Source organism: Kribbella sp. NPDC023972 (assembly GCF_040639075.1).
Classification (GTDB): Bacteria; Actinomycetota; Actinomycetes; order Propionibacteriales; family Kribbellaceae; genus Kribbella.
The window spans coordinates 343,533-369,040 of record NZ_JBEZZH010000003.1; the positions used below are offsets into that span (position 1 = coordinate 343,533).

Sequence of the window (25,508 nt, forward strand, 5' to 3'; positions counted from 1 at the left end):
GGTGAGGAAGTCCTGCGGGACCAGCCCGGTGAATGCGCCCCGCCAGCTCGCGACGCGCGCGACTGCGGCGCCGTACAGATCCTCTGGCTGGGCAGCCCGGACCGTGATGCTCAGCTGGATTTCTCCTCGTGGGCGGCCTGGGCTTTGGCGAGGCGTTCGCGGGCGCCGTCGAGCCAGCGTTGGCAGGTGGCGGCCAGCTCTTCGCCGCGCTCCCACAGGGCGAGGGACTCCTCGAGGGTGGTGCCGCCGGCTTCGAGCTTGCGGACCACTTCGACCAGCTCCTCCCGGGCCTGTTCGTAGGTCATCTCCGGACGGTCGCCGCTCACGTGTTCTCCTCGGACTTGACTTCGACAGCGAATCGGCCGTCGCTGACCCGCGCCTGCAGCAGGTCGCCGGGCGCCACCTGCGCCACTTCCCGTACGGCGGTCCCGTCAGCCAGCTGTAGCACGGAGTACCCCCGCTCCAACGTCGCCTTCGGGGACAACGCCCGTACGCTTGCCAATCGGTGCGTGATGTCGTCACTCGCCCGGTCCAGCCGGTGTGTCAACGTCCGGCGACTCCGGTCGACCAGAGCCGCGACCTCGTCGGAGCGCCGCTGCAGATCCGTGACCGGCGCGGCGAGGGACGGCCGGCTCCGAATCGCCGCCAGCGCGTGCCGCTCCCGCTCCAGCCAGCCCGTGATCGCCCGCAGCCCGCGCTCCCGCAGCAGTCGCACGCCGTCCAGCTCCTCACGCACGTCCGGCACGATCCGCTTGGCCGCATCCGTCGGCGTCGAGGCGCGCAGATCCGCGACCAGGTCGAGCAAGGGGGAGTCCGGCTCGTGGCCGATCGCGCTGACCACCGGCGTACGCGCCTGGGACACCGCGCGGATCAGGCCCTCGTCCGAGAACGGCAGCAGATCCTCCAGCGACCCACCGCCGCGCGCGATCACGATCACCTCGACCGACTCGTCCACATCGAGCTTCCGCAGCGCGGTCATCACCTCACCGGCCGCCGCCGGCCCCTGCACCGACGCGTACTCCACCCGGAACGCCACAGCCGGCCACCGCCGCTTCGCGTTCTCGAGTACGTCGCGCTCGGCCGCGGAGTCGCGTCCGCAGATCAGCCCGATCGTGTGCGGCAGGAACGGCAGCGCCTTCTTCCGGTACGACGCGAACAGACCCTCGGCGGCGAGTAGTTGCTTGAGCCGCTCGATCCGGGCCAGGAGCTCACCGATGCCGACGTGCCGGATCTCGTTGACCGCGAGCGCGAGGGTGCCGCGACGGGCGAAGAAGTTGGGTTTCGCGTTCACCACCACGCGCGAGCCGTCGGTGACCGGCGGGTCGACCGCCTCGAACACCCGGCGGTTGCAGGTGAACCGCAGCGAGATGTCCGCGTCGATGTCGCGCAACGTGCCGAACACCGTCGTCGTCCCACGCCCTATCGACACGTCGGTCAGCTGCCCCTCGACCCACACCGCGCCGAGCTGGTTGATCCAGCTGGCAATACCGTTCGCGATCGTGCGAACGGCTGCAGGCGCATCCGGCGAGGTCTCCAAAGCCACGCCCAGACCCTACGACCCCGCACCGACAAACCCTCACACGGGCGTGGATCCCGCGAGTTGCCGGATCACCTTCTCGAGCAGTCCGTCCGGGAGTACGCCGGGAAGAGTGAGCTGCTCGAGCATGTATCCGCCCACGGTCAGGTAGAGCAGCAGCGGATCGCCGGGCAGGCCGTGCTCCTGGTGGAGCCGGATGTTCTCGTCCAGGTTCTCCCGAACCTTCTTGGTGAGCGCCTCCTGGAGTGTGGGCCGCCGGGTGGCCTCGAGCCTCAGCTCGAGGAGGGCCAGATAACCGGTTCGATCCTTCGTCAGGCGTTGTTGCAACAGCTGAAGCAGCGAGGTCAGGAACTCGGTGGACGGCGGCTGATCCAGGTGGGCCGGGTCGGCGCCGAGGCGGTCGTGGATGCGCAGACCGGCCTGCAGCAGGAGGTCGTCGCGGTTGGCGAAGTAGTTCGACGTCGTCCCGTTCGGCACACCGGCCGCCACGTCGACGGATCGAAACGTCAGCCCGCGCGCGCCGTCGGCCGCGAGCACTTCGATCGCGGCGTCCACCAGCGCCGTCCGCCGCTCCGGATTGGTTCGCATGCCCTTCTCCTTTGGTAAACCACTACAAGCAGAGTACTGTGATCGGAGTGGTTTACTCAAGGGAGGCGCCGACCATGCGAAAGCTGACCTACTACATCGCGTCCACACTCGACGGCTACGTCGCGGACCCGAGCGGCGGCGACCCGACTGACGTCAGTCCGGGCGGGTTCTTTCTGTCCCAAGGCGACCACTCGGAGCCGCTGTTGACGGCGTACCCCGAGACGCTGCCGGGCGCCGTACGCGACGTGCTCGGTCTCGACGGGCCGAACAAGGTCTTCGACACTGTCCTGATGGGCCGCAAAACCTGGGAGCTGGGCAAGGCGCTCGGCAACACCAACAGCTACCCGCGGCTGCGCAACTACGTCTTCTCCCGGAGCCTGACCGAGAGCCCGGACCCTACGGTCGAGTTCGTCTCCACCGATCCGGTCGCCAAGGTCCGCGAGCTCAAGCAGGAGGACGGCCTCGGCATCTGGCTGTGCGGAGGCGGCGGCCTGGCCGAAACGCTCTGGCCGGAGATCGACCGCCTGATCGTCAAGGTCAACCCGGTCGTGATCGGTACCGGCATCAAGCTCTTCGACGGCGCCGATTTCGCCGTACGACGGTTGGCGCTGACCGATCACCAGGTCTACGACAGCGGCGTCGCCGTACTGACCTATCGCAAGGCCTGACACGATGCGTCCGCTCCTGCTACTCGACTTCGACGGCCCGCTGAATCCCCATCGGGCCCAGGGGATTCCGGTGGGCTACGACCAGCACGAGATCGTCGAGGGGGCCAGGAGCTGGGCGGTGCTGCTCAATCCGCGGCACGGAGTCGAGCTCAACGCGCTCGCGGAGGTGTTCGATCTGGTGTGGGCGACCTCGTGGGAGCACGGTGCCAACCGCCTGTTGGCGCCTCGTCTCGGCCTCCCCGAGCTGCCGGTGATCGTCTGGCCGGCCCGGGCGCCGGTACGGCGGGGATCGTGGAAGACGGCGTACGTCGCGGAGTGGGTGGGGGAGCGCCCGTTCGTCTGGGTGGACGACGAGGTAGGCCGGGATGACCAGTTGTTCTTCGGCGGGGATCATCAGCTGGTGCACTGCGTGGATGCGCGGACCGGGTTGACCGCGGCCGACTTCGCGGCGATCCGTGCCTGGGCGGTCCGAAATTCCTTTGCGGAAAAGGCGTTTCGGCCGCATCCTTGAGGTACTGGAAACACCTCCCGGGGGAGCCGTCCGGACAGGGCGGACGGCTCCTCGACACGTTCGTTGCTGTGCGCAACTTCCAGGCCAGGGTGGCGCAGTCGGTCAGCGCGCACCCCTCATAAGGGTGAGGTCGCCGGTTCGATCCCGGCCCCTGGTACCACCTCCGCACAACCCCGTGCTGTCCTTCGACGCTACGACGCCAGGGGAGACGTGTGGTGATCGAGCTGGGTTGGGTGCGCCACCCGTCGCCTCCGGCCGTACTCGCGGCGTTCCCGTCGTGATGCTGCTCACAAAACCGGGATCGGGTCACCGCGGCCCGAGCTCACTTTGGTTGGTGATGCCGCCCGGCGGTCGCGGTCCGCACGCTCGGCTGGCCGGTTCGTACGTAGTACGGCTCCGACGGCGCTGAATCCGGCCCGTACCATGGGGAACGTGACTGCCCAGCCTGAGAACACCTCCACGACAACCGCGGTGAAAACCAAGCGGGTGCTGCTCGCCGCGCCACGCGGGTACTGCGCCGGCGTGGACCGGGCGGTCGTGGCGGTGGAGAAGGCGCTCGACCTGTACGGTCCGCCGGTCTACGTGCGCAAGGAGATCGTGCACAACAAGCACGTCGTACAGACCCTGCAGGCGCGCGGCGCGATCTTCGTCGACGAGACCGACGAGGTGCCCGAGGGCGAGACCGTCATCTTCTCCGCGCACGGCGTCGCCCCGGTGGTGCACCAGGAGGCGGCCGCGCGCCAGTTGAAGACGATCGACGCGACCTGCCCGCTGGTGACCAAGGTCCACCACGAGGCCAAGCGGTTCGCCGCCACCGATTACGACATCCTGCTGATCGGCCATGAAGGCCACGAGGAGGTCATCGGCACCAGCGGCGAGGCGCCGGACCACGTCCACCTCGTCGACGGCCCGGGCGACGTACCGAACGTGACGGTCCGCGACCCCGAGAAGGTCGTCTGGCTGTCCCAGACCACCCTGTCCGTCGACGAGACGATGGAGACCGTACGCCGGCTGCGCGAGCGGTTCCCGAACCTGCAGGACCCGCCGAGCGACGACATCTGCTACGCCACCCAGAACCGCCAGGCAGCGGTCAAGAAGCTCGCCCCCGAGGCCGACCTGATGATCGTGGTCGGCTCCCGCAACTCCTCGAACTCGGTACGCCTGGTCGAGGTCGCCCTCGAGCACGGCGCCAAGGCCGGCCACCTGGTCGACTACGCCGCCGAGATCGACGAGGCCTGGCTGGAGGGCGTCGACTCGGTAGGCGTCAGCAGCGGCGCGAGCGTGCCCGAGGTGCTGGTCCGGGACGTCCTGCGCTGGCTGGCCGAGCGCGGGTACGCCGAGGTCCAAGAGGTCACCACGGCCGAGGAGAGCCTGACGTTCGCCCTGCCCCGGGAGCTCCGCAGTGACCTCAAGGCGGCCGGCCTGCCGACCACCGGCACCTCGGATCACGCCTGGACTATTTGATCACCAGCTTGGCGGTCTTGCTGGTTTCGAACCATCCGTCGGTGCCGCAGTACCGCACCGTGTAGCGGAAGGTGTACGTGCCCGGCTTGGTGTAGGTGTGGGTCTCCGCCAGGTACGTTTCGCGGCCGGTGGTCCGCTTCGTCGCCTTCTCGCAGGTGACCGCGCCGGCGTCCGAACCACTCTGTCCGCCGTCGCCCCAGGTGTAGTCCGTTCCGCCGGACAGGTTGAGGAACGATGTATCGGCCGGCAGATTCTTCCCCTCCGCGATCGGTACGAGCACAGTGCCCGAGACCGTGACGTTCATGGTGACGGCCCGGCCACTGATGGTCGGCTTCAGCGCGACGCTGACATCGAGCTGAGGCCGGGCCGGCGTGTTTGCCGGGGTCGTCGTCGTCGCCTCGGCTCCGGTCTTCGGCCCGGTGGTCGACCCCGCGGTGATGCCGGCTGTGGTTCCGGTCTTCGGCACCTCCGGGGTCTTTGTCACGAACGGTGTCGGCGAGCTGGGAGTGATGGTCGGCGGTCCCGTGACGACCGTCCTCGACACGCCGGGGGTGCCGGTCACCGGCGGGCTGCTGTTGATGTCGGTGAGGTTGCCTGCAGCAACTGCGACGGCGACCACCGCGGCCGCGGCCAGCGTCACCACACCGGCGGCACGACGACGCCGTACCGAACGAACCCGAGCGAACACGGCCTCGCTCGGCACCCCGCTCGGCGGTGGCGGATCGGCGACGAGTTGCTCGAACCGGCCCTTGAGATCGTCAGTCATGGTCAGCCCTCCTTCTGGACCGTGGCGGGGATTGCGGTGATCAGTTCGTGTTCGCGGAGCTTGGCGAGTCCGCGGGACACGTTCGACTTCACGGTGCCGATCGAGCAGTTCATGATCTGGGCGATCTCGGCTTCCGGCAGATCCTCGAAGTACCGCAGTACCAATGTCGCGCGGGTACGGCGGGGGAGTGTGGCGAGTGCCCGCAGCAACAGGTCGCGATCGTCGACGGTGCCGTACTGCTCCCGCGCGTGCGGCTCGGGCAGTTGCTCGGTCGGCGTCTCACCCCGCCACTTCCGCCGCCACCACTGGGTGCTGGTGTTCACCATCACCGTCCGGGTGTAACTCTCCAGCGCGTTGCCGCTGCGCAGCGAGTTCCGGTGGAACCACACCTTGGTCAGCGAGGTCTGCACCAGATCCTCGGCCAGATGCCATTCTCCGGTGAGCAGGTACCCGAACCTTTGCAGCGCGGTGAACCGCCCATCCACGAATTCGGCGAACTCGTGGTCGCGTCCTGGATCCATCCCAACCCCCATCTCATCCAACTCGGTCAGATGTGCGATGACCGGACCAGAGCGAAAGGTTGAGCCGCGAGTCGCGGGTATTTCCTGCCTGGGCGGCTCAGCGTACGGCCTTCGGCTCGGCGTGCGGCCTGCGGCGTTCGGCTCAGCGGGTGGCGTCGTACTGCTGCTGGGCTGTGGTGATCGCCGGCAGGTGTTCCTCGGCCCACTCGCTGACGGCGGTGATCGGCTTGATCAGCGACTCGCCCATCGGGGTCAGGCTGTAGACGACGCGGGGCGGGACCTCGGCGAAGATCTCGCGGGTGACGAGGCCGTCGCGCTCGAGCCGGCGCAGGGTCTGGGTCAGCACCTTGGGCGCCACGCTGCCGATCCCGTCGCGGAGCTCGGTGAACCGGAGCGGGCCGTTCCGCAGCAGCAGTACGGCCAGAACCGTCCACTTGTCGCCGATCCGGTCGAGGATCACGCGGGTCGGGCAGTTCGGATCGAACACGTCACCGCGCCCATTAGTAACCACCAGGTACTTATAGCACGTTGAAGTAGCCAATTACCAATGGATACTATCGGAAAAAGTTGAGAGTTCACTCAAATGATGGGAGTGCGACAGGATGAAGATCGCGATCTACGGCGCGAGCGGCATGGTCGGCAGCCGGGTGGCGGCCGAGGCGGTCAACCGGGGTCACGAGGTGATCGGTGTCACCCGCTCGGGTGGCGACCTGCCAGCCGGCGTACGAGCCGTGCAGGGCAACGCGAACGACATCGCCTCGGCGAAGGAGATCGCGGCCGAAGCGGACGTGCTGGTCGCGGCGATCGGCCCGAGCCGCACCGGCGGGGCCCACCAGGACTACCTGGACGCGATCGCCAACCTGGTCGCCGCCGTACAGGGCACCGAGACCCGCCTGCTCGTGGTCGGCGGCGCCGGCAGCCTGGTTGTCAACGGCAACCGAGTCGTCGACGGCCCGGACTTCCCGGCCGAGTACAAGCCCGAGGCACTGACCGTCTCCCAGGCCCTCGACGACCTCCGCGCCACCGACGACTCGGTCAACTGGACGATGCTCTCCCCGGCCTTCGTGATCGCCCCCGGCGAGCGCACCGGCACGTTCCAGCTTGGCCTCGACGAACCCATCGGCACCCAGATCTCCGCCGAAGACTTCGCCGTCGCCCTCGTCGACGAGATCGAAACCCCGGCCCACAACCGCCGTCGCTTCACCCTCGGCTACTGACCCCTGACGGCGGTTGGTGTTCTCGCCCCGGCAGCTACCCTGCCGGGGCGGTTCGGCCATTCAGCTACTGAGCGGCTTGCCCCAATACCCGCGTGCGATCATCGTCACCCACTGATAGACCGCATCCTCCGCCGGCGCCAGTGGCCCGGGCCGGAAATGCGGCGACTCGGCCCCGCGCTGCACAGACTCGCACGCCGCCCAATCCTCGCGATTGGTCACGTCCCAGAACTCCACGGCGTACGACGAATCGCTCACCTCGGCCGGGAAGTACCACGAGCACTCGATCGCCGTCACTCCCGGAGCGCGCGGCTCCAGGCGATGCGTCATCACGTAATCCGGATGCAGCGAGATCAGCAGGTTCGGGAACAGCCCGAGATAGTTCACCCGCCGCGGATCCACCCCCGGCAACGGCGCCCCACCCGACCGTCCGTCGAGCGACATCGTCTCCGCGCCCGATCGCAGGTCCATCAGTCCGCCGACCCAGGCGCCCGGCAGGTTCCAGTTGTCACCTGAGTTCGGCGGTGACACCCTGCACAACTCGGGATGGATCAGCGGACAGTGGTAGCACTCGTGGTAGTTCTCCACGATCGTCTTCCAGTTCGACGCGACGTCGTACTGATGCCGCGCCTTCAGCACAAGCGTTTCCGGCGCGTACGGCGCGACCAGTTCGGTGAGCCCGCCAAGGTGCTCGGCGAACGGTCCCGCCGTACCGGTCGCGTTCACGAACAGCCAACCGTGCCAGACCTCGACCGGCAGTTCGACCAGCTTGTACGGCGTGGGGTCGAACCCCTCACCCATTCGCGGTGCAGCCTTCACGGTGCCGTCGAGTTCGTACGACCACCCGTGATACGGGCAGACCACCGACCGCCGATCACTCGCGTCGTCACACGGCAGCAACTCGTGCCCACGATGCCTGCAGGTGTTGGCGAACGCGCGGGGCCGATCCCCGAATGTCAAAACCACCGCGATATCGCCCACGTTCACCGCGCGCTGCGTCGTACCAGCAGCCAACTCGTCGACCCGGCCGAGACAGCTCCAACTCCCGGCGAAGAAGTGCCGCCGTTCCCACGCGAGTACGGCGGGATCGGTGTACGCCTCCTGCGGCAGCATCACCGACTCCCCATGCGGCCGCAGCGAGGCCTCCAACCCGCGAGGATCAACCGGAGCGTTCACCATTCGCCCACTATCAGCCGTAACCCCACCCGCCGTCGACCAACCGGCATGTCGGAGCGGCTGCTATTGAGTGCCCGCCACGTACTGAGCGAGGACGTAGGCCCAGCCGATGTCGTAGCCGGTTCGGGCGCGCGCGCCGTCTGGCCGGCGCTCCCAGCCGGTGTGGACGAGTTCGACCTCGGTGCCGTCGTCGACCGCGGTGAAGGTGACCGTCACCTGTCCGGCCTGCTGCGGATCAGTGCCTGGATGCCAGGTGAAGCTGACCGACTTCGGCGGGTCCCAGTCCGACACAGTTCCCCATGAGCCGACCTCGCCGTCCGCGTCGTACTCGACGATCCGCCCACCCACGGCCCCCTCGAACCGCACCTCCCGAGCCTTCTCCTCGGCGACCGAATGTGTTGCCAACGGCCACCACGCCGACATCTCCGCCGTGAACACCTCGAACGCCCGCTCCGGCCCCACCGGCACTCGAACCTTCTTCACCAACGGCGCAAGCTCTTGCCCGATGTTCATCGTTCCTCCTCGGTATGCCGCCCCTCGGTCCGGCGGATGTGGTCGGCGTACGCCTCCAGCGCGTCGCCCCAGAACTGGTCGAGCCAGGCGCGCAGCTCGTCGAGCCCGGACCGGTCGACCCGGTAGATGTTCCGGGTGCCGCGTGACTCGTGGTTCACCAGTCCCACCGCCCCGAGCACCTTCAAGTGTTGTGAGATCGCCGGCCGGCTGACCGGCACCCGGTCAGCCAGCGCCCCGACCGAGCTCGGCCCTTCACGCCGCAGCGTCTCCAGAATCGCCCGCCGCGTCGGATCCCCCAACGCATCCAGCACTGGGGCTGCAGTCTCCAGCAATCCGTAAGTCCCCACGAACGGTAAGTTGCCACTAACCAATCGGCTCGTCAAGACCTCACGCCGTACGTCCGTCAGTCCACCGCCCCCGCCGCCTGGCGGCGGGGGCGGTGGGTCCGAGGCGGATCGGGCTAGTTGAAGGGGTCGAGGGTGAGATAGGCCTGCTGGGGATTGCCGTCGTGGACCAGCGACTCGTGGTTGCCGACGTCGTCGAAGGCGAAGGCGTAGGCCTTGCCGTCGGCCATCTGGGCGTGGATCTTGCGCGCGTAGTGGTTGGTGACGTTGTCGAGGTAGAAGTTGGCGGAATTGGCGTCGGGCTGGTTCGGGTTCACCAGCAGGGTGGATCGGTTGTACCCGGCGCAGAGGGTGCGTGAGATCGGGCCGCGGACCTGGTCGTTCGGTGCGTCGAGCAACTTGAAGCAACCGAAGATGCTGGCCGAGTCGGGCTTCTGGAACGACGTGACGATCGCGCCCGAACTGTTGGTGAAGTTCATGAGGTTGCCGGCGACGCGGCCGTAGTACTTGATGCTCGGCTGGTCCGCGAACGGTGTGACCGTCAGCGTCTGCGAGCTGTACTTCAACCACACCCGGTTCACGTAGTCGTCCATCGCATTGGCCGGCAGAGCGCCGGTCTCTACGCCGTACAGGGGTGAAAGTGCCCGCAGTACGGTCCCATTCGGCGCTGTCTGGATCAGGTTCGCCCAGCCACCGGGCTGAGCACGGAGTGCGTTGTAGAAACCGTTGTAGCCGCCGGGTTTCAGGTGTCCGGTGGACTTGCTGCTCCCATTCGCGAGCTGCACTCCGACGGCGTACGGGGCCGAGAACATGTCGACCTGAGTGCTGTTGATCCACAGGCCTGAGTCGTTGAGCGTGTACTCGGACCAGTTGAACAGGATGTTGCGGTTCGGGTCACTCGGATTCTGTACGGCGGGTTGCACCAGGCCGCCGGTAGTCAGTTTGAAGACGAGTTTCTGCCCGTACGAGAAGTACACGCGGCCGGAGAACTTCGGCATCCGGATGGTGAGCGACTGCCCGTTGGCCGGACCGGCGATCGCCGCGTCCGGCGCGGATGTCGGCGGGTTGCCGCCGGCCGGCCAGGCGTGAAAGTTGCCTGCGGCATCGGCCCAGCCTTGTTGCCCGGTGGCCAGGTTGGTACCGAGGTTGTAGATGTAGACGGGGTCCGCGCGGCCCGACTTGTTGGTGATTTTCAGCGGAATGGTCGCGGGGACGGCCGCCGCCGGAGTGTCATTGGTGGCTGTCAGTACGCCGGCGATGCTCGCGGCGGCGACGGCGATCGCCAGCAGGTGATGTTTGATGCGCACAGTTCCTCCTCACGTTGTCCCGTACGAGAAGGCGAGGCGCCGGCCGGCCGAGCCGCTGCGTTACCAGGGCGCACCAGCCCCGCGAACCGGCGCTCAGGTCCGAACGACGAGGGACGGTGGACCGTCGAACGACCAGGTGAGAGCGCTCTCATCGTTGGTGACCCGCCTACCCCTGTCAATGCCCCACCCCTGTCGGCTTTCCGACATCCCCACGCAACGAGTTCGTGCCGCCGACCGTCCGGCAACCCACCACGGTTCAGCTAAGCCGAGACCGCCGTCGCATCGCATAGCTCAACCAGGCCGACACCGCATGGTTCTCAGCACAGTCCTCCACCCCAGCACCCCCGGCCCCATCCCAGCACTGCCACGTCGGGTTTGCATCGCCCCAGCACTGCCGCGACGGGTTGCCTCGCCCAGCACCCCGCAAGGGATTACCCATCCCAGCAGCGCCGCGTCGGGTTGCCCCACCCCGGCATCGCCGCGAGGGGTGGTGGCCCCCACACCACCCCGGCAGGGCCGCGACGGGTTGCCCCAGACCACCCCGGCTTGGCCGCGACGGGTTGACCCACCCCAGCACCGCCGTGAATGGTCCTCCCGCTCGAGGGCGGCCGGGTCAGGCGTCCAGGGACCTTGGGTGGGTGGTAGGGATATCAGTCGGCCGGGTGGGTGGCCAGCGGCGGGTGGGGTTGGTGTCTTCGACGGCCAGGAACTCTTGGGCGGTGAGCGGTCGCACGGAGGCTTCGATCGACTCCATCGCGGTCAGTTCCGCCTCCGTGACGTGGAGGTCTCTGAGCTTTCGGGCCGTGATGAACACCCGCCGTTCGAACGACCCCACCGTGCCGTTGTACGCCTCGACGGCGGAGGTCAGCGAACGGCCGACCCGGCTGAGATGATCGCCCATGGTGCTGAGGCGTTCGTACAGTTCGCGGCCGAGCTCGAACACCTGCTGCGCGGACTCGGTGAGAGCCGACTGGTTCCACGCGTACGCCGCGGCGCGCAAGGTCGCGATGAGTGTCGTCGGCGTCGCCAGGATCACGCGGCGTTCGGCGGCGTACTCGAGCAAGGACGGCTCGACGTCGAGCGCCGCTGACAGGAAGGACTCACCGGGCACGAACAGGATGACGAACTCCGGCGACGGCGACAGCCTGGTCCAGTAAGCCTTCGACGCCAGTTGGTCCACGTGGGTCCGTAAATGCCGGGCGTGCGCGCGCAACCGCTCCTCACGGAAGGCAGCGTCGTCCGACTCGGCCGCCTCGAGGAACGCGGCCAGCGGAACCTTCGAGTCGACGACCAGATTCTTGCCCTCGGCAAGTCTGACCACCAGGTCCGGCCGCAGCAGACCGTCCTCGCCAACGGTCGTCGTCTGCTCGGTGAAGTCGCAGTGCGCGACCATGCCGGCCAGCTCGACCGTACGCCGTAGATGCAGCTCCCCCCATCGCCCGCGCACCTGCGGCTTCCGCAAGGCGGTGGACAAAGCTGCCGTCTCCCGCCGCAACGCCTCGCCACTCATCCGCACTTCGTTGACCTGTTGATGAAGTTGGCTCTGCCAGGCCGCGCGCCCCTGCTCGAGTTGGTTGAGCTGCGCGTGCAGGCGATCCAGCGCCTCTTTCACCACGGCCTGCCCTGACATCTGCTGGCCGACAGCGGTCCGCTCCTGCGTCAGCTCGACGACCCGATCCTCGGCCGCGTCCCGCTCGGCGGTCACTCGCGCGAGCTGGGCGCCATCCCGCCCGCGCACCCAGAGCACGCCGAACACAGCCCCGAGGAGCAACCCCACCACGAGGAACAGCAGCAGCAACAACACCGTCGTACCGGTCATGTGACAGATAGTGCCCAACGCCGCCGACAGTTTCCGCTGAATCCCCGCGGAGTGCCGGAAGAATGCCGGAAAAGTGCTCGAAGAGTGCCGGGTGTGGTCAGAACCTGCGAGGAAGACTTGACGTCAGCAATCCATCGCGGGGAACGAGTACCCCTGCGCCTTCAGAAGGGGGAGCACCTTGTCCAGAGCGGCGACAGTCTGCGAGCGATCCCCGCCGCCGTCGTGCAGCAGGATGATGCTGCGCGGGTGAGCGTTGGTCAGGATGTTCTGAACGATCGCTTGCGTGCCGGGCCGGGACCAGTCCCGCGGATCGACGTCCCAGAGAACCTGCACCATACCGGCCGCCTTGATGTCGGCACGGACCTTCGCGTTCGTGGCGCCGTACGGCGGGCGGAAGCAGGTCGACCGGGGTCCGTCGAAGATCTCGTGGTGGCGCTTGGCTGCAGACAGCGCGGTCAGCTGCGGATGGGTGATCGAGTGGCTGCCGATCGTGTTGCCAGCGGCAAGCACCTGGTCACGCAGACCCGGGTGCGCCGCCTGCATGCCGCCGAGTTCGAAGAACGTCGCGTGCGCGCCGTGCTTGGCCAGCACCTGCAGGATCTTGGGCGTCCAGACCGGATCCGGGCCGTCGTCGAAGCTGAAGAACAGCACCTTTTTGTTGCTTGCGGCAAACGCAGCGGTCGGGTTCGGGACCGGTCGCTTGGCTGTGGTGGGCGCATTGACGTTGGGTGTCTTCGTCGGCGTCGCCGATGGTGTGGCCGACGATGACGTCGACGCGACGGCAGGCTTGGGCGGCTGCGCTTGCCCCAGCGCGATGGCGATCAGCGAACCGATGACAAGAACGGCCAGCGCCGTCCCGGCCGCGACGAACGCGGCGAACCTACGGGACATGATGCTCCCTTGCAGATCAGGCGGATGTACCCCGGTCGCTCCCCCTCAGGAGCCCCACACCTCAGCGACGAAGATGCTGTGCCGGACATCAGAGGAGACGCGTGATCACCTGATCTGGTTGGCGTTCTCATGTTGCGGTGAGATCTCGGCCGTGTTGACGTCGGTCGCCCGCGGCGTCGCGACGGTGGCCGGCGCGCCGCGGTGATAGAGCCGGCCCTCCAGCGACTTCACACTCGCGACCAGGACGAAGCTCATGCTCACCAGCAACGCCCAGGCGCCGAACTTCGCCGGATGCACCAGTCGCCAGACGTCCACCTGGTCGGGGTAGTTCCACGCGTCCAGGAACGTGCCGAAGTTCTCCGCGACCCAGAGGAAGAAACCGATGAGCCCGAACGAGACCGCGAGCGGCATCCGGTACCGCCGTTCGCCGACCGAGTAGAAGACCCAGGTACGACGCAGTGCGACGAGCAACCCGATCGCAACCGGAATGCGGAGGTCAACGATCCAATGATGAGTGAAGAAGTTCGCGTAGATCAGCACCGCGAGCACGGTCGTCAGCACCGGCCGATAGCCGCTCACCCGCAGATCGAGACGCCGCCACGCTTGGCAGATGTAGCTGCCGACCGCGGCGTACATGAACCCGGCGAACAGCGGGACCCCGCCGATCTTCGTGTACGCCTCGCCGGGGTACTGCCACGACCCGACCTGGACCTTGAACAACTCCAGTCCGAGCCCGACCAGATGGAACCCGAAGATCACCGCCACCTCGCGCCACGTCTCCAGCCCGACCACCCAGAACAGCAGCGTCAGGCCGAGGCAGTACACGAGCAGAGCGTCATACCGAGGTATGGGCAGGTCGACGTACTTGCTGACGGCGAGGCCGGCGAACAGACAGATCGGAAACAGACAGGAGACCGCCTCGAGCCACCCGAACCGCAGGAACTGCAAGCAACCGGTCACGAAGCGTGTCCGACGGGCGGTGCGAACTCTCCAACTGGTCACAGACTGGAGACGTCGCTTGCCCTCGGCCGGTTCGGACGGATAGATCAACGGCAAGCGATGGGGAGGTGCCGGGATGGATCCAAGGGTGATCTACGAGACGGAACGGCTCGTCGTGCGCGACTGGGTGGACACCGACGAGGACCGGGTGTTCGACATCTACCGGCGCTGGGAGGTGTCGCGCTGGCTCGGAGCCGAGCCCCGGGTGATGACGGCTCGCGATGCCGCGGCCCGGACGATCGAGCGCTGGAACGAGCGCAACAAGGATCCGCTGTACGGCATCTGGGCGGTGGAGGAGCGGTCGACGGCCACGGTCGCAGGGACTGTGTTGCTCGTCCCGCTGCCCGATCCCTCCGACGGGACCGAGGGCAAGGGCGAGTCCGAGGTGGGCTGGCACCTCCATCCCGACGCCTGGGGCCGCGGCCTGGCGACGGAGGCCGCCCGCGGCGCGATCGCGCACGGGTTCAAGGGCGGTCTGGAGGAGATCTACGCGGTCGTCCGCCCGGACAACACCGCATCGCTGGCGGTCTGCCGCCGTCTGGGGATGCGCCCGCTGGGCCGGACGAGCCGTTGGTACGGCGCAGAGCTCGAGGCGTTCCTGATCTGACCGGCGAACCGCTCGGCGGACCGCGGATTGGGGTACGGCGGGGTAGGCCGCGTACCCTTGACGCCCGTGGCACTCACCATCGGAATCGTCGGGCTCCCCAACGCGGGCAAGTCCACCCTGTTCAACGCGCTCACCAAGAACAATGTGCTCGCGGCGAACTACCCGTTCGCGACCATCGAGCCCAACGTCGGTGTGGTCGGCGTACCGGACGCGCGGCTGGGCAAGCTGGCCGAGCTGTTCGGTTCCGCGAAGGTGATCCCCGCCACGGTCCAGTTCGTCGACATCGCCGGGATCGTCCGCGGTGCGTCGGAGGGCGAGGGCCTGGGCAACAAGTTCCTCAGCCACATCCGCGAGTCGGACGCGATCTGCCAGGTCACCCGGGTGTTCCGCGACGACGACGTCACCCACGTCGACGGCAAGGTCTCGCCGGCCGACGACATCTCCACCATCCAGACCGAGCTGATCCTGGCCGACCTGCAGACCGTCGAGAAGGCGATCCCGCGGCTGGAGAAGGAAGCCCGGCTGAAGAAGGAGAGCGCGGTCGTGCTGGAGGCGGTCCGGGCCGCGCAGAAGCACCTCGAGGCCGGTACGCCGATCATCGCCACCGACGTGGACCGCGACGCGATCCGCGAGCTGATGCTGATGACGGCCAAGCCGTACCTGTACGTCTTCAACTGCGACGCCGACGAGCTGTCGGACGAGCCGCTGAAGCAGCAGATGCGGGACCTGGTCGCGCCGGCCGAGGCGATCTTCCTGGATGCGAAGTTCGAGGCGGAGCTGGTCGAGCTCGGCGACGAGGACGAGGCCCGCGAGATGCTCGCCGAGATGGGCATCGACGAGCCCGGCCTGGACGTGCTGGCGCGGGTCGGATTCGAGACCCTCGGCCTGCAGACGTACCTCACCGCCGGCCCGAAGGAAGCCCGCGCCTGGACCATCAAGCGCGGCGCCACCGCACCCGAGGCCGCCGGCGTCATCCACACCGACTTCCAGCGCGGCTTCATCAAGGCCGAGATCGTCTCGTACGACGACCTGCTCGAAGCCGGCTCCATGACCGCCGCCCGCTCCGCCGGCAAGGTCCGCATGGAGGGCAAGGACTACACCATGCAAGACGGCGACGTGGTGGAGTTCAGGTTCAACGTGTGACCCCTGCGGCTTGACAGGTCTCCGAGAATCGAGCTGTGACGACAGTCCCCGGCTTCCGGTACCACCCAGATCCGGTCGGTACCGGATCTGCCGAGGCGAGCGAATCCCCCTGTGACCTCTGTGGTGACTGACGGGATTCCGCTATGTGGGTTCCGTCTTCGGTCGCCAGGCGGACGAGGTTTATTTCGGATGTATCGCCAGTGGGACAGCGGCGGAGCGCCTTGGCACGCCTCATGGGCCAGCCGAGTTCACGGATATCGGCTGGGGTATGCCTGACAACGTGCCGGCTGCTGTGCTGGATGAGATCGCGCACCGCACACCCGGCTACGTCGCCTGGCAGGAACCACACTGAGTGAGGTGGGCCGCCGCCGGAATCCTTGCGCTGGGGACTTCGCGCACCGGATTTCGCCGGGCTGGAGTGCGTGACCATTTGGTCGTTGCTTGGGGTGTGGTGGGGCGGGTAGGTTCGGGGTGCGTGGTTGGGGCTGCGTCGAGACTCGCCGGAAGGCTGGAAGCCACCCTGAGATTGGCGTTCTTCTTTGGCCTGTGCGAGTCCGGGTCTGAGAGGACACGTCGTGAGACATCTGCCTGACAGCCCGAGTGTGGGGTTTCTGCGTCAAGAGGCCAAGGATTTGCTGGCCGTGCTGCGTGAGTCGAATCCCGGTGCGTCGTTGGCGGAGGCGCAACGGACGTTGGCTGTTGAGTACGGGCTGCGTGATTGGGCTGAGCTGAAGTCCGAGGCAGAACGTCGGGCCGCGGCGGCGCCCGTCGTACCTGATCGGCTTGCGGAGGCGTTGGCTGCCGCGTTCGGGCTTGGTCGGGTGACCGCGGCGGCGGCGCCGGTCTCGTTCAATTTGATGGGGCGGTGCTGGTCGATCAGTACTGATCGCGGGCGGTGGTTGGCCGTCACCGTATATCCGTGGATCACCGCGGATCAGGCCGAGATCGGTGCACGGCTTCGTGATGCGGCGGTCGCTGCGGGGATCACTGCTCCGACTCCGGTTCGCAGTCCGGAAGGCCGGCTGATCGAGAACGTGCGGGGAGAGAACTGGCGAGTTCACGAGTGGATCGAGGTCGGTCCGTCGCCGGTGAGTCCGACGCCGAAGGGCGTGGCTCGTCGGGTGGGGGAGATCTTCGGCGTCCTGCACTCGCTGGCCATCCCGAGTGAGGCGCCGCTTCACCCATACGTCACGTGGCGGAGGCCGGACGCCGAGTGGGCGGAACTCATTCGGCGGGCGCGGGCGGCGGACAAGCCGTGGGCCGGCCAACTCGCCGCGCTCCTCCCAACGATCCAGGACCTGCAGACGATCACGGCCGACGTCGACGGGGCCGAGTTCATTCTCTGCAACCAGGTCCTCAACCCCGAACACGTCCGCCTGAGCCACAACGACGAACTCGTGGTCACCGAATGGGACTTCGCCGGATCACTCACGCCGGAGTTCGAAGTCGCCTGGGCGCTCACGCATTGGGCCTGGCGTCCGTCGATCAATCCCACCGCGATCGCGGCGTTCCGCGACGGCTACCTCCAGACAACTGGCCGCTGGCCCGATCTCACGTTGTCCTCCTTCGCCACCGCGGTGACCAGCTGGCTCAACTGGACGTACAACGCGATCTGCGAAGCCATCGACCCCGCCGACCCCGACCGCGCCAACTTTGCCGAACGCGAGTCCATCGACCTCCTCAACCACCCCATGACCTGCACATCCCTCCGGCAGTTGCTCGCCATCGCTGTTTCGTAGCGTCCACAAATTGCGTGGCAGGTGGCGGAGGGGGCGGCCTAGGGTCGGGGCATGGTGGATGCGTTGTTCGGGATGCCTCGGTTGGCTGCGATCTATGACGCGATGGACGCGGATCGCGGGGATCTGGAGCATTACGTCGCGATGGTGGGGGAGTTCGGGGCGTCGCGGGTGCTGGATGTCGGGTGTGGGACTGGGGAGTTGGCCTGCTTGCTGGGTCGGCTCGGGGTCGAGGTGGTCGGGGTGGATCCGGCCGAGGCGTCGTTGGAGGTTGCTAAGGGCAAGGAGTTTGCAGATCAGGTGCGATGGATTCACGGCGACGCGACCACGTTGCCGCCGCTCGAGGTCGACCTGGCCGTGATGACGGGGAACGTGGCGCAGGTGTTTCTCACCGACGAGGACTGGCTGGCGACGCTGCGCGGCGTATGGGCTGCGTTGCGGCCCGGGGGACGGTTCGTGTTCGAGACGCGGGATCCGGCGCGGCGGGCGTGGGAGGAGTGGACCCGCGAGCATACGCACATGGTGACGGAGCTGCCCGGTGTCGGTGAGGTCGAGCGGTGGTCAGATCTGGTCGAGGTGAAGCTGCCGTTCGTGTCGTTCAGGGGCACCTACGTGTTCGCCTCGGATGGTGCGGTGGTGACGTCGGACTCGACCCTGCGGTTCCGGGAGCGGTCGGAGGTGGAGGAGTCGCTGCAGACCGTCGGGTTCGTGGTGGACGACGTACGGGAGGCGCCGGATCGGCCGGGAAAGGAGTTCGTGTTCGTCAGCTCGAAGCAGTGAGCAGCGCCGTGAGGGTGTCGTGGGCGGTGCGGGACATGACCGGGTTGGTCTCGACGTAGTACCAAAGGCAGCCGATGGCCTGGGCGAAGGACCAGCCCATGCCGCGGCGCCATTCGTCGTCGTCGCTACCGAGAGCCGATCGGAACGCGGCGCGGGCGTCGGTGTCGAGGAGGTTCCAGGCCGGGGCGAGGTCGATGGCCGGATCGGCGACGGTGAACGTGCCGACGTCGATGACGCCCACCAGGCGGCCGTTCTCGGCGAGCAGGTTGCCGGGCATCAGGTCGCGGTGGGCCCAGACGTCCGGTTCGGTTCGCGGCGTCGTCCGGAGGTCTGCCCAGAGGCCTCCGAGGGCGTCGACGTCGATCATCCCGCGGCTGCGCTCCAGGCTCTCGGCGACATAGCCGTCGTGAGTTGTGAGTACGCCGCCACGCCACGAGCCGGTGAATACGCGGCCTTCGGTGGGGACAGCGCGGAGCGCGCGCACGAACGTCGCCAGGTCCTCGGCGAATCCGATCGAGCCGGCGACGTCGGCGTCGTACGCGATCGTTCCCGGGAGCCAGCTGTAGACGGCCCACGGCAGCGGGTACGCCTCGCCGGGCTCGCCAATCTCGACCGGCTGCGGCGTCGGGTACGGCGAGATCGCGTGCAGCCGGCGGGCGGCGTCAGCCTCGTCGTCGAGGTCTTTGCGCGTCGCGGCCGGGTCACCGGGCTGGATCGGGAATCGTGCGACCAGGTCATCGCCGATCCGGAACAGGGCATTCACCGTGCCGTGCGAGCGGACCGGGCTGATCGTGGGGCCGCGCCACGCCGGGAACTGTGACCGAACGAGCCGCGTCACGAGATCGGTGGTCACGTCCAACTGTCCAGGATGCATCGGCACGCCCAGCAGTATCCGGGAGTCGATCGTCACCCCGCATGCCAATTAGACGAGCAGGGCCGGCGCACGCCGCGCAGTCGACGCTCGCGGTCCGCGCCGACAAGTCGTCGCACTGCCGACAGGACAGGTCGTCGCACTGGCCGACAGCACAGGTCATCGCACCAGGCCGACACGTCGTCACACCAGGCGGATAGGCCGACAGGTCGTCGTACTAGGCCAAGTCGTCGTGCTAGTGGGTGGCGAGGGGCCTGGCTCGGTCGGTTGCCAGGCGGATGGCGAAGACGGCGAGGGCGGTGCCGGTGAGGTAGCGGTGGATGCGCATCCAGGTCGGGCGGCGGGCGAGGAAGATCGCGATCGAGCCGGCCGTGATGATGAAGATCGCGTTCACCGCGACGCCGACGGCGAGCTGGACCAGGCCGAGGATCAGGCTCTGGGCGCCGAGGTGGCCGCGCGACGGGTCGAGGAACTGGGGCAGCAGCGAGATGTAGAGGATGGCGATCTTCGGGTTCAGCAGGCAGGTGAGCAGGCCCATGCCGAACAGCTTCCGCGGCCGGTCGGGCTCCAATTCCTGGGTCGCGAAGACCGAGCTGCCGCCGGGACGGAAGGCGTTCCAGGCGAGCCAGAGCAGGTACGCCGCACCCGCAAGCTTCAGCGTCAGGTAGATCTCGGGGACCAGTGCGAACAGGGTGGCGAGGCCGGCGCTGGCGGCGAGCAGGTAGACCAGGAAGCCGACGCCGACGCCGGCCAGCGAGATCAGCCCGGCGCGGCGGCCCTGCGCGACCGATCGCGACACCAGGTAGATCATGTTGGGCCCGGGAATGATCACCAGTCCGAGTTCGACCAGCGCGATTCCGAGCATTGCCTCACCACTGACCAGCACGCGCATCCCCTTTCGTCGGACTCGAACCTAACAATCCGCGGCGTCACCGGCTGGGAATTTCCCGGGCGTGAGACGGGTCGTGGGTAATCGGGTCGCGGGTGGGGGTCACGGGCGGCTAGGTTGGGGGTGTACGCCTGACGGTTTGTGAAGGAGACGGTATGAGCGACAAGTCCAGCAAGCCGGCGGACGATCTGCAGAAGAAGTTCCGTGAAGCGCTCGAGAAGAAGAACGCGCATCACACCGCGCACCCGGGGTCCGGGTCGCGGCGTGAGGGCGTCGGCGAGGCGCACAACGACAAGCAGAGGCGCCAATTCCGGCGCAAGTCCGGCAGCTGATTCCGCCAACTGTCCATCCATCCGCCTGAGCCCCGGGTTGCCGCCCGGGGCTCGACTCTTTCCGGGCAGCCCCGGGCCCGGTATGCCCCGTCGCGCGGCCGTGGCCGGTCGGGGTGGTTGCGCTAGGAATCACCCGGGTGGCAGCGGTCGGGGGTTGAGGTCCTGACCCGGCATCTGCGCGAGGTGTTGTCAGGTGACGGGCTCGCGTTGTTGTCGGTGAGCCCGCAGACCGCGAGCCTCGCCCTGGACGTCAGCCACGACCGGCTGCGGGGTCGGGCTGCTGAGCGTTGAGCAGTGCGGCCAGTCGGGTGAGCTCCGGCTCCCAGCTCTGGCGGTGGTTGGCCGCGTCCTCGTCGGTGGCGAAGCCGGTGTGGGTGAGGAGCATTCGGGTGCCTTCGGGAACCTCGGTCAGCTCGACCTCCACCCGGGTCGCCTCGTCATCCCCGCCGTCCCACTTCCAGCTGAAGGCGAGCCGGTAGGGCGGTTCGACCTCGAGGTAGGTGCCGCGGACAACGTGTGGACCCATCTCGACCACGTAGTCGCCCCCGACCCGGACGTCCGCCTGGACCTTCAGTTCCAGGTCCGGGTTGGGGCAGTACCACTGGGTGAGCAGCTCCACCCGGGTCCATGCGTCGTACACCTTCCGAATGGGTGCCGGCAGCACCCTGACGATCCGAAAGTCAGGTCCCATCCCCACCTCCTCGCAGCAACTCTTCCAGCCGGTCGAAAGTGCTGTTCCAGTACGTCGTGACGTCGCCGAGCCAGTCCTCGACCTCGGCGAACGCCTCCGGCCGGATCGTGCAGACCACCGTCCGGCCCACCTTGCGCCGGGTCACCAGCCCGGCGTCCACCAGCACCCCGACGTGCTTCGTCATCGCCGGCAGCGTGATCCGGTGCGGCTCGGCGAGCTCGCCCATGGTCGCGTCGCCCCGGCTCAGCCGGCTCACGATCGCCAGTCGGGTCGGATCCGCCAGCGCTCCGAAGGTCGTCGTCAGCACGGAGAACACTTCACCAACTGGTTAAGTGTCTGTCAAGGGCTCACAGCAGATCAGCCAGGAGCCGGGCAGGCATCCACTCGCGCACCGAGCTCGCACAGCACGTAGCGTCGCCGTCACCGCACGCGAGGCCGAAGTGCGCTGAACATCCGGTGAATCCGGGCTGAATCACAGCGATGGGATTGCGGCGTACTTGACTTCGGATGGCATTCTTTCCGGGTGACAGAGTTGATGGAGGCGGCGCGACAGCTGCTCAGTGTCGCGATGGCCTCACATTGGCTGCTGCTCGTTCTGTTCCTGGCGGCCGCGATCGACGCCGTGTTCCCGGTGATCCCGAGCGAGGGCCTGGTGGTCACGGCCGGGATGGCCGCCGCCGCGGGCCACCAGAACCTGCTGCTCGTGATCGTGCTGGCGATGCTCGGCTCGGTCATCGGCGAGTCGGTCTGCTACCTGATGGGCCGTGGCTCCGGCCCGGCGCTGCATCGGTGGATGAAGCGCCAGGAGCGCAGACAGGCTGTGTACGACAAGGTGTCGGCCGCGCTGCACTCCCGCGGCGGGCTGATCCTGATGACGGTCCGCTACATCCCGGGTGCGCGGATGGTCGCCACCCTGACCGCAGGGGCGACCCGCTACTCGTTCAAGAAGTTCTTCGTGTTCACCTTCGCCGGCGTGACCGTCGCCTACACGTACGTCGCTCTGCTCGGGTACATCGGCGGTGACGCGTTCGCGCACGACTCGCTGAAGGCACTCGGCTTCAGCCTGAGCCTGGCGTTCCTGATCGGCCTGGTGATCGAGACCTCCCGCCGGATCGCGCTCAAGCGCCGCGCCGCCAAGGTCACCACCGGGTAGCGAGTTCGCCGATCGCGGTGGCGACCAGGTCCAGCTCCGCCTCGGTGTTGTAGCACTGCGGCGACAACCGCAGGCACCACTCGACGTTCCTTTCGGCGAAGTCGTACTGCGCTAACTCCCGGAAGCTCAGTCGTTCGGTCCCTATCTCGCGGAGCCGATCGGCCGGACGATGAGCGTGCTGAGGTCGACCTCGGCCGGTTGAGTCAACGCGAACACGATCGTGGCCGCGAGCTGTTCGGCGCTGATCCGCGGCCGGCCGGGCTCCAGGCCGCCGACAGGATCGGAGAACGCGGTCTCGACCGCGCCTGGCGAGACCAGCGTGACGCCGATTCCGTCGCCGGTGACGAGTTGGCGGACGTTCTCCGCGAGCCCGGTGACGGCGAACTTCGTCGCGCCGTAGATGTTGCCGGGGGTGTGCACATGCCCGGCCAGACTGCCGACCAGCACGATCCGCCCACGGCTCTCGCGTAGCGCGGGCAGGCTGTAGTGGATCAGCGAGGCCGGGCCGAGGACGTTGGTCAGGATCATGTGCCGCCAACCCTCGGGATCACCGTCGCCGATCGAGTCATGGGTCGCGTAGCCGGCGTTGGCGACGATTCTGTCCAGCCGGCCGTACGCCTCGACCGTCCGGTTCACGGCGTCCTCAGCCGCCGCGGGCTCGGCCGCGTCGCCGACCACGGTCAGCAGTTCGGCCGGACTGCCGGCGCTCCCCGCGAAGGCGTCGAGACGGGACTTGTCCCGGCCGGTGACCGTGACCCGGTGACCGAGTGCGAGCAGTTGCCGGGCCGCGGCGGCGCCGATGCCGCTCGAGCCGCCGGTGATCAGCGTGACCGTCATACGACCGACGCTAGATGCTAGAGGAGGCTCTAGGTCAAAGGCGGAGGTAACCGTACGCGCTCTGCCAGGTGCCGCCGGCCTTGATCCGGCCGACCACCAGTCGCTGCAGCGTGGTGTCCTGCGGCAGCTCGTCCAGCCGGTCGAGGCCGTGCGTACGGAAGGTGAAGAAGATCGCGCTGTCCTGGCTGTCGTTCGGTGTCCCGTACGGCGTGAAGCGGCGGCCGAAGCGGACCATGTTCGACTCCGGCGGAAGGTTGTCGAGCAGGTACGGATCGATCAGCCAGGACCACAGTGTCGCCGTCTTCACCGGATACTCCGGGAAATAGCGCGGGAAGAACTCGCGGGCCTTCGCGAAGCTGTCGTCGACCAGCTCGGGAGTCAGCGGGCCGGTCTCCGGGATGTGTACGCCGATCACCCATTCGCCCGGCTCGGTCCCGGGCACCGGGTTGTCGTCCGGCACCTGGTGGAGCAGGAACTGCAGCCGGCCGAGCGCGTAGAGCTGGCCGGTCCAGTGGATCGTCATCCACCAGTGCGTCTCCAGGCCGTACTCGCCGAAGGTCCGGCGATGCACCTTCAGCTGCTGGCCGAGGTCGGCGAGTGACGCCCAGCTGATCTCGTCCGGGATCCCTCGCTCGGCGTGGAAGCGCCGTACGTCGGGGAGCGTGTCGAGGAAGGCCTGGACCGAGTTGCGTGGGTCCTCGGGCATCCGCAGCTGCGGTTCGCTGCCGAGCTTGCCGAGCTCCGCCCGCAGCTGGTCGGCCAGGTCCTTGACCACGACCGGGTCGGCCTCGAAGGCCTCGGCAGCCTGGCGGTCCTCGTCGCTGAACCCCAGCAGGCAGTACTCCTCGGCAGTCGTCACTCGCCAACGGTATCCGATCCGCACGAGGCAGAGACTTACCGCTCCTCGGCGCATCCGGTGGCGGACCCACGGCATGACGTGAGGCGGTCATATCGTGAGGTCGTGGTCGCCTACCTCCGCGTTCCTCCGCCCGACGAGCAGCGTGATGTCGTCGAGCACTACTGGATGGTCGAGGCTCCCGGGTCGGCCGACGTACGACGGGAGATCCTCATCCCGAACGGTCGCCCCGCGCTTGCGATCGCGCTGGCGGAGCCCGGTCGGCGGCACGACCCGGTGACCGGGACCGAGTGGATCAACGACGCGTCGCTCTTCGGGATCATGACCAGGCCGCACGTTCTCACCCAGTCCGGTCCGTCGAGCTATGCGGGGGTGGAGTTCAAGCCGTGGGGAGTTGCGGCGCTCGGGGTTGCCGGCGGGTTGCTCGGCGGACCTTCGGATGCCGCCGCGACGCTGGCCGCGCTGCACGGGTACTACGACCAGGCGCATGCGGCCCGGGACTTCAAGCGGTACACCGGGGTGAGCGCGTCGTCGTTCCGAGAGGTGCAGCACGGGATCGCGGCGCTGATGCATGAGAGATCTGTGCAAGACGCCACGAGGTCGGCCGAGTCAGGCTGAGGGCACAACCTCGTGAGCGAAGGAGAAAGATCAGTGGGACGGATCATCCATGTCGAGCTGACCTCGACCGATGTCGACCGGACGGCGGTGTTCTACGCCAAGGCGTTCGGGTGGACGACGGAAGCTTCGCCGTTCATCGGCGGGTATCTGGTCGCGTCGACCGGGGAGGGTGACGGGATCGACGGGGCGATCATGAGCCGGCAGTACCAGCAGCAGCCGGCGATCGCCTGGGTCGAGGTCGACGATCTGGACGCGACATTGGCTGCGGTCGCCGATGCGGGTGGGAGCGCTGCGAGCGATCCGCAGGAGCTTCCTGGGGTTGGACGGCTCGCGTACGTCCGTGATCCCGACGGCACCCTGGTGGAGTGCGTCAGTCGGTGTGAGGTCAGCCGGCGGCGGTGTCGATGTGGCGGGCCAGGACCAGGTCGTCGTCGGTGATGCCGCCGGCGTCGTGGCTGGTGACCCGGAAGGTGATGGTGGTGTAGCGGATGTCGATATCCGGGTGGTGGTTCATCGACTCGGCCAGTTGGGCGACCGTGGCGACCAGGCGGATCCCGTCCAGGAACGTCTCCCGCTTGACGCTGCGGACCAACGCGTTGTCCGCGAACTTCCACTGCGGCAGGTGGTCACGGATCGCCTGGTCGATCTGGTCGTCGGTCAGCAGCTCAGCCATGCGC

At 67.7% G+C, this 25,508-nt stretch carries 34 protein-coding genes and 1 tRNA gene; 15 read left to right on the forward strand and 20 right to left on the reverse strand.

The window, feature by feature from the left end; all coding sequences use genetic code 11:
• Positions 1-110: 110 nt before the first annotated feature.
• Genes AB0F43_RS14725 through AB0F43_RS14735 form a run of 3 tightly spaced genes read right to left on the reverse strand, consistent with a single transcriptional unit; the run spans position 111 to position 2,125 of the window.
• The gene (locus tag AB0F43_RS14725; RefSeq protein ID WP_360476793.1) at positions 111-305 is read right to left on the reverse strand and encodes an exodeoxyribonuclease VII small subunit; all 195 of its coding nucleotides are present in this window, start codon (positions 303-305) and stop codon (positions 111-113) included.
• A 17-nt stretch (positions 306-322) separates the two neighbouring features.
• A complete protein-coding gene (xseA, locus tag AB0F43_RS14730; RefSeq protein ID WP_360475518.1) occupies positions 323-1,543 on the reverse strand; it encodes an exodeoxyribonuclease VII large subunit in 1,221 nt (406 codons plus the stop codon).
• Positions 1,544-1,576: 33 nt separating this feature from the next.
• Positions 1,577-2,125, reverse strand: a complete 549-nt coding sequence (locus tag AB0F43_RS14735) for a TetR family transcriptional regulator (protein WP_360475521.1) — start codon at positions 2,123-2,125, stop codon at positions 1,577-1,579.
• 74 nt (positions 2,126-2,199) lie between these two features.
• Between AB0F43_RS14735 and AB0F43_RS14740 the strand changes: the two genes are divergently transcribed.
• From AB0F43_RS14740 to AB0F43_RS14755, 4 genes are all read left to right on the forward strand, one after another.
• On the forward strand, positions 2,200-2,793 hold the full coding sequence (locus tag AB0F43_RS14740; RefSeq protein WP_360475523.1) for a dihydrofolate reductase family protein: 594 nt from the start codon (positions 2,200-2,202) through the stop codon (positions 2,791-2,793).
• Between the two features lie 4 nt (positions 2,794-2,797).
• Complete coding sequence (locus tag AB0F43_RS14745; protein WP_360475526.1) at positions 2,798-3,304, forward strand: HAD domain-containing protein; 507 nt, start codon at positions 2,798-2,800, stop codon at positions 3,302-3,304.
• 83 nt (positions 3,305-3,387) lie between these two features.
• Positions 3,388-3,464, forward strand: a tRNA-Met gene (locus AB0F43_RS14750).
• Positions 3,465-3,727: 263 nt separating this feature from the next.
• Complete coding sequence (locus AB0F43_RS14755) at positions 3,728-4,768, forward strand: 4-hydroxy-3-methylbut-2-enyl diphosphate reductase (protein ID WP_360475529.1); 1,041 nt, start codon at positions 3,728-3,730, stop codon at positions 4,766-4,768.
• On the opposite strand, the gene AB0F43_RS14760 is transcribed toward AB0F43_RS14755, so the two are convergent.
• The 3 genes from AB0F43_RS14760 to AB0F43_RS14770 all read right to left on the reverse strand — a co-directional run bounded on the left by AB0F43_RS14760 (position 4,761) and on the right by AB0F43_RS14770 (position 6,566).
• Positions 4,761-5,534, reverse strand: coding sequence for a hypothetical protein (locus tag AB0F43_RS14760; RefSeq protein ID WP_360475532.1), 774 nt, complete (start codon positions 5,532-5,534; stop codon positions 4,761-4,763). The two genes, AB0F43_RS14755 and AB0F43_RS14760, sit on opposite strands and share 8 nt — an antisense overlap.
• A gap of 2 nt (positions 5,535-5,536) precedes the next feature.
• Positions 5,537-6,055, reverse strand: coding sequence for a SigE family RNA polymerase sigma factor (locus tag AB0F43_RS14765; RefSeq protein ID WP_360475534.1), 519 nt, complete (start codon positions 6,053-6,055; stop codon positions 5,537-5,539).
• Between the two features lie 142 nt (positions 6,056-6,197).
• The gene (locus AB0F43_RS14770) at positions 6,198-6,566 is read right to left on the reverse strand and encodes a helix-turn-helix domain-containing protein (RefSeq protein WP_360475536.1); all 369 of its coding nucleotides are present in this window, start codon (positions 6,564-6,566) and stop codon (positions 6,198-6,200) included.
• 91 nt (positions 6,567-6,657) lie between these two features.
• Here AB0F43_RS14770 and AB0F43_RS14775 point away from each other — a divergent pair, with 91 nt between their 5' ends.
• Positions 6,658-7,272, forward strand: coding sequence for an NAD(P)H-binding protein (locus tag AB0F43_RS14775; protein ID WP_360475539.1), 615 nt, complete (start codon positions 6,658-6,660; stop codon positions 7,270-7,272).
• A gap of 60 nt (positions 7,273-7,332) precedes the next feature.
• Here AB0F43_RS14775 and AB0F43_RS14780 read toward each other — a convergent pair whose 3' ends face one another.
• The 7 genes from AB0F43_RS14780 to AB0F43_RS14810 all read right to left on the reverse strand — a co-directional run bounded on the left by AB0F43_RS14780 (position 7,333) and on the right by AB0F43_RS14810 (position 14,279).
• Positions 7,333-8,448, reverse strand: a complete 1,116-nt coding sequence (locus AB0F43_RS14780) for an aromatic ring-hydroxylating dioxygenase subunit alpha (RefSeq protein WP_360475542.1) — start codon at positions 8,446-8,448, stop codon at positions 7,333-7,335.
• A 60-nt stretch (positions 8,449-8,508) separates the two neighbouring features.
• Positions 8,509-8,958 (reverse strand): SRPBCC family protein, encoded by a 450-nt coding sequence (locus AB0F43_RS14785; protein WP_360475545.1) that lies wholly within the window; start codon positions 8,956-8,958, stop codon positions 8,509-8,511.
• The gene (locus AB0F43_RS14790; RefSeq protein ID WP_360475548.1) at positions 8,955-9,305 is read right to left on the reverse strand and encodes a metalloregulator ArsR/SmtB family transcription factor; all 351 of its coding nucleotides are present in this window, start codon (positions 9,303-9,305) and stop codon (positions 8,955-8,957) included. Before AB0F43_RS14790 ends, AB0F43_RS14785 begins: the two co-directional genes overlap by 4 nt.
• A gap of 113 nt (positions 9,306-9,418) precedes the next feature.
• The gene (locus AB0F43_RS14795; RefSeq protein WP_360475551.1) at positions 9,419-10,609 is read right to left on the reverse strand and encodes a glycoside hydrolase family 64 protein; all 1,191 of its coding nucleotides are present in this window, start codon (positions 10,607-10,609) and stop codon (positions 9,419-9,421) included.
• Positions 10,610-11,222: 613 nt separating this feature from the next.
• Positions 11,223-12,428: a DNA recombination protein RmuC gene (locus AB0F43_RS14800; RefSeq protein ID WP_360475554.1), complete on the reverse strand. Its 1,206-nt coding sequence runs from the start codon at positions 12,426-12,428 to the stop codon at positions 11,223-11,225.
• Positions 12,429-12,551: 123 nt separating this feature from the next.
• On the reverse strand, positions 12,552-13,319 hold the full coding sequence (locus tag AB0F43_RS14805; protein ID WP_360475557.1) for a polysaccharide deacetylase family protein: 768 nt from the start codon (positions 13,317-13,319) through the stop codon (positions 12,552-12,554).
• Between the two features lie 105 nt (positions 13,320-13,424).
• Positions 13,425-14,279, reverse strand: a complete 855-nt coding sequence (locus tag AB0F43_RS14810; protein WP_360475559.1) for a DUF817 domain-containing protein — start codon at positions 14,277-14,279, stop codon at positions 13,425-13,427.
• Positions 14,280-14,394: 115 nt separating this feature from the next.
• Between AB0F43_RS14810 and AB0F43_RS14815 the strand changes: the two genes are divergently transcribed.
• The 6 genes from AB0F43_RS14815 (at position 14,395) to AB0F43_RS14840 (ending at position 18,584) form a co-directional block, all read left to right on the forward strand.
• Positions 14,395-14,925, forward strand: coding sequence for a GNAT family N-acetyltransferase (locus tag AB0F43_RS14815; RefSeq protein ID WP_360475562.1), 531 nt, complete (start codon positions 14,395-14,397; stop codon positions 14,923-14,925).
• 66 nt (positions 14,926-14,991) lie between these two features.
• Complete coding sequence (ychF, locus tag AB0F43_RS14820) at positions 14,992-16,068, forward strand: redox-regulated ATPase YchF (protein ID WP_360475565.1); 1,077 nt, start codon at positions 14,992-14,994, stop codon at positions 16,066-16,068.
• A gap of 35 nt (positions 16,069-16,103) precedes the next feature.
• Complete coding sequence (locus tag AB0F43_RS14825; protein WP_360475568.1) at positions 16,104-16,199, forward strand: CbrC family protein; 96 nt, start codon at positions 16,104-16,106, stop codon at positions 16,197-16,199.
• 14 nt (positions 16,200-16,213) lie between these two features.
• Positions 16,214-16,420, forward strand: a complete 207-nt coding sequence (locus AB0F43_RS14830; protein ID WP_360475571.1) for a CbrC family protein — start codon at positions 16,214-16,216, stop codon at positions 16,418-16,420.
• Positions 16,421-16,643: 223 nt separating this feature from the next.
• Positions 16,644-17,807, forward strand: coding sequence for a hypothetical protein (locus AB0F43_RS14835; protein ID WP_360475574.1), 1,164 nt, complete (start codon positions 16,644-16,646; stop codon positions 17,805-17,807).
• A gap of 51 nt (positions 17,808-17,858) precedes the next feature.
• Positions 17,859-18,584 (forward strand): class I SAM-dependent methyltransferase, encoded by a 726-nt coding sequence (locus AB0F43_RS14840; protein ID WP_360475577.1) that lies wholly within the window; start codon positions 17,859-17,861, stop codon positions 18,582-18,584.
• Here the strand turns inward: AB0F43_RS14840 and AB0F43_RS14845 are convergent.
• Both AB0F43_RS14845 and AB0F43_RS14850 read right to left on the reverse strand, forming a co-directional pair.
• A complete protein-coding gene (locus AB0F43_RS14845) occupies positions 18,568-19,458 on the reverse strand; it encodes an aminoglycoside phosphotransferase family protein (protein WP_360476796.1) in 891 nt (296 codons plus the stop codon). The genes AB0F43_RS14840 and AB0F43_RS14845 overlap by 17 nt on opposite strands.
• Before the next feature lie 232 nt (positions 19,459-19,690).
• Positions 19,691-20,347 (reverse strand): LysE family translocator, encoded by a 657-nt coding sequence (locus AB0F43_RS14850; protein ID WP_360475580.1) that lies wholly within the window; start codon positions 20,345-20,347, stop codon positions 19,691-19,693.
• A 152-nt stretch (positions 20,348-20,499) separates the two neighbouring features.
• Between AB0F43_RS14850 and AB0F43_RS14855 the strand changes: the two genes are divergently transcribed.
• Positions 20,500-20,676, forward strand: a complete 177-nt coding sequence (locus tag AB0F43_RS14855; RefSeq protein WP_360475583.1) for a DUF5302 domain-containing protein — start codon at positions 20,500-20,502, stop codon at positions 20,674-20,676.
• Positions 20,677-20,926: 250 nt separating this feature from the next.
• On the opposite strand, the gene AB0F43_RS14860 is transcribed toward AB0F43_RS14855, so the two are convergent.
• On the reverse strand, positions 20,927-21,367 hold the full coding sequence (locus tag AB0F43_RS14860) for an SRPBCC domain-containing protein (protein ID WP_360475586.1): 441 nt from the start codon (positions 21,365-21,367) through the stop codon (positions 20,927-20,929).
• Positions 21,357-21,674, reverse strand: coding sequence for a metalloregulator ArsR/SmtB family transcription factor (locus tag AB0F43_RS14865; protein ID WP_360475589.1), 318 nt, complete (start codon positions 21,672-21,674; stop codon positions 21,357-21,359). Before AB0F43_RS14865 ends, AB0F43_RS14860 begins: the two co-directional genes overlap by 11 nt.
• Positions 21,675-21,890: 216 nt before the next feature.
• Between AB0F43_RS14865 and AB0F43_RS14870 the strand changes: the two genes are divergently transcribed.
• Positions 21,891-22,520, forward strand: a complete 630-nt coding sequence (locus AB0F43_RS14870) for a DedA family protein (protein ID WP_360475592.1) — start codon at positions 21,891-21,893, stop codon at positions 22,518-22,520.
• 141 nt (positions 22,521-22,661) lie between these two features.
• Here AB0F43_RS14870 and AB0F43_RS14875 read toward each other — a convergent pair whose 3' ends face one another.
• Together AB0F43_RS14875 and AB0F43_RS14880 are read right to left on the reverse strand one after the other, a co-directional pair.
• Positions 22,662-23,357: an SDR family NAD(P)-dependent oxidoreductase gene (locus AB0F43_RS14875; RefSeq protein ID WP_360475595.1), complete on the reverse strand. Its 696-nt coding sequence runs from the start codon at positions 23,355-23,357 to the stop codon at positions 22,662-22,664.
• A gap of 34 nt (positions 23,358-23,391) precedes the next feature.
• On the reverse strand, positions 23,392-24,216 hold the full coding sequence (locus AB0F43_RS14880) for an acyltransferase domain-containing protein (RefSeq protein WP_360475597.1): 825 nt from the start codon (positions 24,214-24,216) through the stop codon (positions 23,392-23,394).
• A 102-nt stretch (positions 24,217-24,318) separates the two neighbouring features.
• On the opposite strand from AB0F43_RS14880, the gene AB0F43_RS14885 reads away from it, so the two are divergent.
• On the forward strand, positions 24,319-24,831 hold the full coding sequence (locus AB0F43_RS14885; RefSeq protein WP_360475599.1) for a DUF6597 domain-containing transcriptional factor: 513 nt from the start codon (positions 24,319-24,321) through the stop codon (positions 24,829-24,831).
• A gap of 33 nt (positions 24,832-24,864) precedes the next feature.
• Positions 24,865-25,269: a VOC family protein gene (locus AB0F43_RS14890; RefSeq protein WP_360475602.1), complete on the forward strand. Its 405-nt coding sequence runs from the start codon at positions 24,865-24,867 to the stop codon at positions 25,267-25,269.
• Here AB0F43_RS14890 and AB0F43_RS14895 read toward each other — a convergent pair.
• Positions 25,217-25,504, reverse strand: coding sequence for a 4a-hydroxytetrahydrobiopterin dehydratase (locus AB0F43_RS14895; RefSeq protein WP_360475605.1), 288 nt, complete (start codon positions 25,502-25,504; stop codon positions 25,217-25,219). The two genes, AB0F43_RS14890 and AB0F43_RS14895, sit on opposite strands and share 53 nt — an antisense overlap.
• Positions 25,505-25,508 lie beyond the last annotated feature (4 nt).

Bases quoted from the DNA above. Each gene is read 5' to 3' on its own strand.
- AB0F43_RS14725 (WP_360476793.1), bottom strand. From the start codon at position 305: ATGACCTACGAACAGGCCCGGGAGGAGCTGGTCGAAGTGGTCCGCAAG.
- AB0F43_RS14735 (WP_360475521.1), bottom strand. From the start codon at position 2,125: ATGCGAACCAATCCGGAGCGGCGGACGGCGCTGGTGGACGCCGCGATC.
- AB0F43_RS14740 (WP_360475523.1), top strand. From the start codon at position 2,200: ATGCGAAAGCTGACCTACTACATCGCGTCCACACTCGACGGCTACGTC.
- AB0F43_RS14745 (WP_360475526.1), top strand. From the start codon at position 2,798: ATGCGTCCGCTCCTGCTACTCGACTTCGACGGCCCGCTGAATCCCCAT.
- AB0F43_RS14755 (WP_360475529.1), top strand. From the start codon at position 3,728: ATGGGGAACGTGACTGCCCAGCCTGAGAACACCTCCACGACAACCGCG.
- AB0F43_RS14760 (WP_360475532.1), bottom strand. From the start codon at position 5,534: ATGACTGACGATCTCAAGGGCCGGTTCGAGCAACTCGTCGCCGATCCG.
- AB0F43_RS14765 (WP_360475534.1), bottom strand. From the start codon at position 6,055: ATGGATCCAGGACGCGACCACGAGTTCGCCGAATTCGTGGATGGGCGG.
- AB0F43_RS14775 (WP_360475539.1), top strand. From the start codon at position 6,658: ATGAAGATCGCGATCTACGGCGCGAGCGGCATGGTCGGCAGCCGGGTG.
- AB0F43_RS14780 (WP_360475542.1), bottom strand. From the start codon at position 8,448: ATGGTGAACGCTCCGGTTGATCCTCGCGGGTTGGAGGCCTCGCTGCGG.
- AB0F43_RS14785 (WP_360475545.1), bottom strand. From the start codon at position 8,958: ATGAACATCGGGCAAGAGCTTGCGCCGTTGGTGAAGAAGGTTCGAGTG.
- AB0F43_RS14800 (WP_360475554.1), bottom strand. From the start codon at position 12,428: ATGACCGGTACGACGGTGTTGTTGCTGCTGCTGTTCCTCGTGGTGGGG.
- AB0F43_RS14805 (WP_360475557.1), bottom strand. From the start codon at position 13,319: ATGTCCCGTAGGTTCGCCGCGTTCGTCGCGGCCGGGACGGCGCTGGCC.
- AB0F43_RS14815 (WP_360475562.1), top strand. From the start codon at position 14,395: ATGGATCCAAGGGTGATCTACGAGACGGAACGGCTCGTCGTGCGCGAC.
- AB0F43_RS14840 (WP_360475577.1), top strand. From the start codon at position 17,859: ATGGTGGATGCGTTGTTCGGGATGCCTCGGTTGGCTGCGATCTATGAC.
- AB0F43_RS14845 (WP_360476796.1), bottom strand. From the start codon at position 19,458: ATGCATCCTGGACAGTTGGACGTGACCACCGATCTCGTGACGCGGCTC.
- AB0F43_RS14850 (WP_360475580.1), bottom strand. From the start codon at position 20,347: ATGCGCGTGCTGGTCAGTGGTGAGGCAATGCTCGGAATCGCGCTGGTC.
- AB0F43_RS14855 (WP_360475583.1), top strand. From the start codon at position 20,500: ATGAGCGACAAGTCCAGCAAGCCGGCGGACGATCTGCAGAAGAAGTTC.
- AB0F43_RS14860 (WP_360475586.1), bottom strand. From the start codon at position 21,367: ATGGGACCTGACTTTCGGATCGTCAGGGTGCTGCCGGCACCCATTCGG.
- AB0F43_RS14875 (WP_360475595.1), bottom strand. From the start codon at position 23,357: ATGACGGTCACGCTGATCACCGGCGGCTCGAGCGGCATCGGCGCCGCC.
- AB0F43_RS14895 (WP_360475605.1), bottom strand. From the start codon at position 25,504: ATGGCTGAGCTGCTGACCGACGACCAGATCGACCAGGCGATCCGTGAC.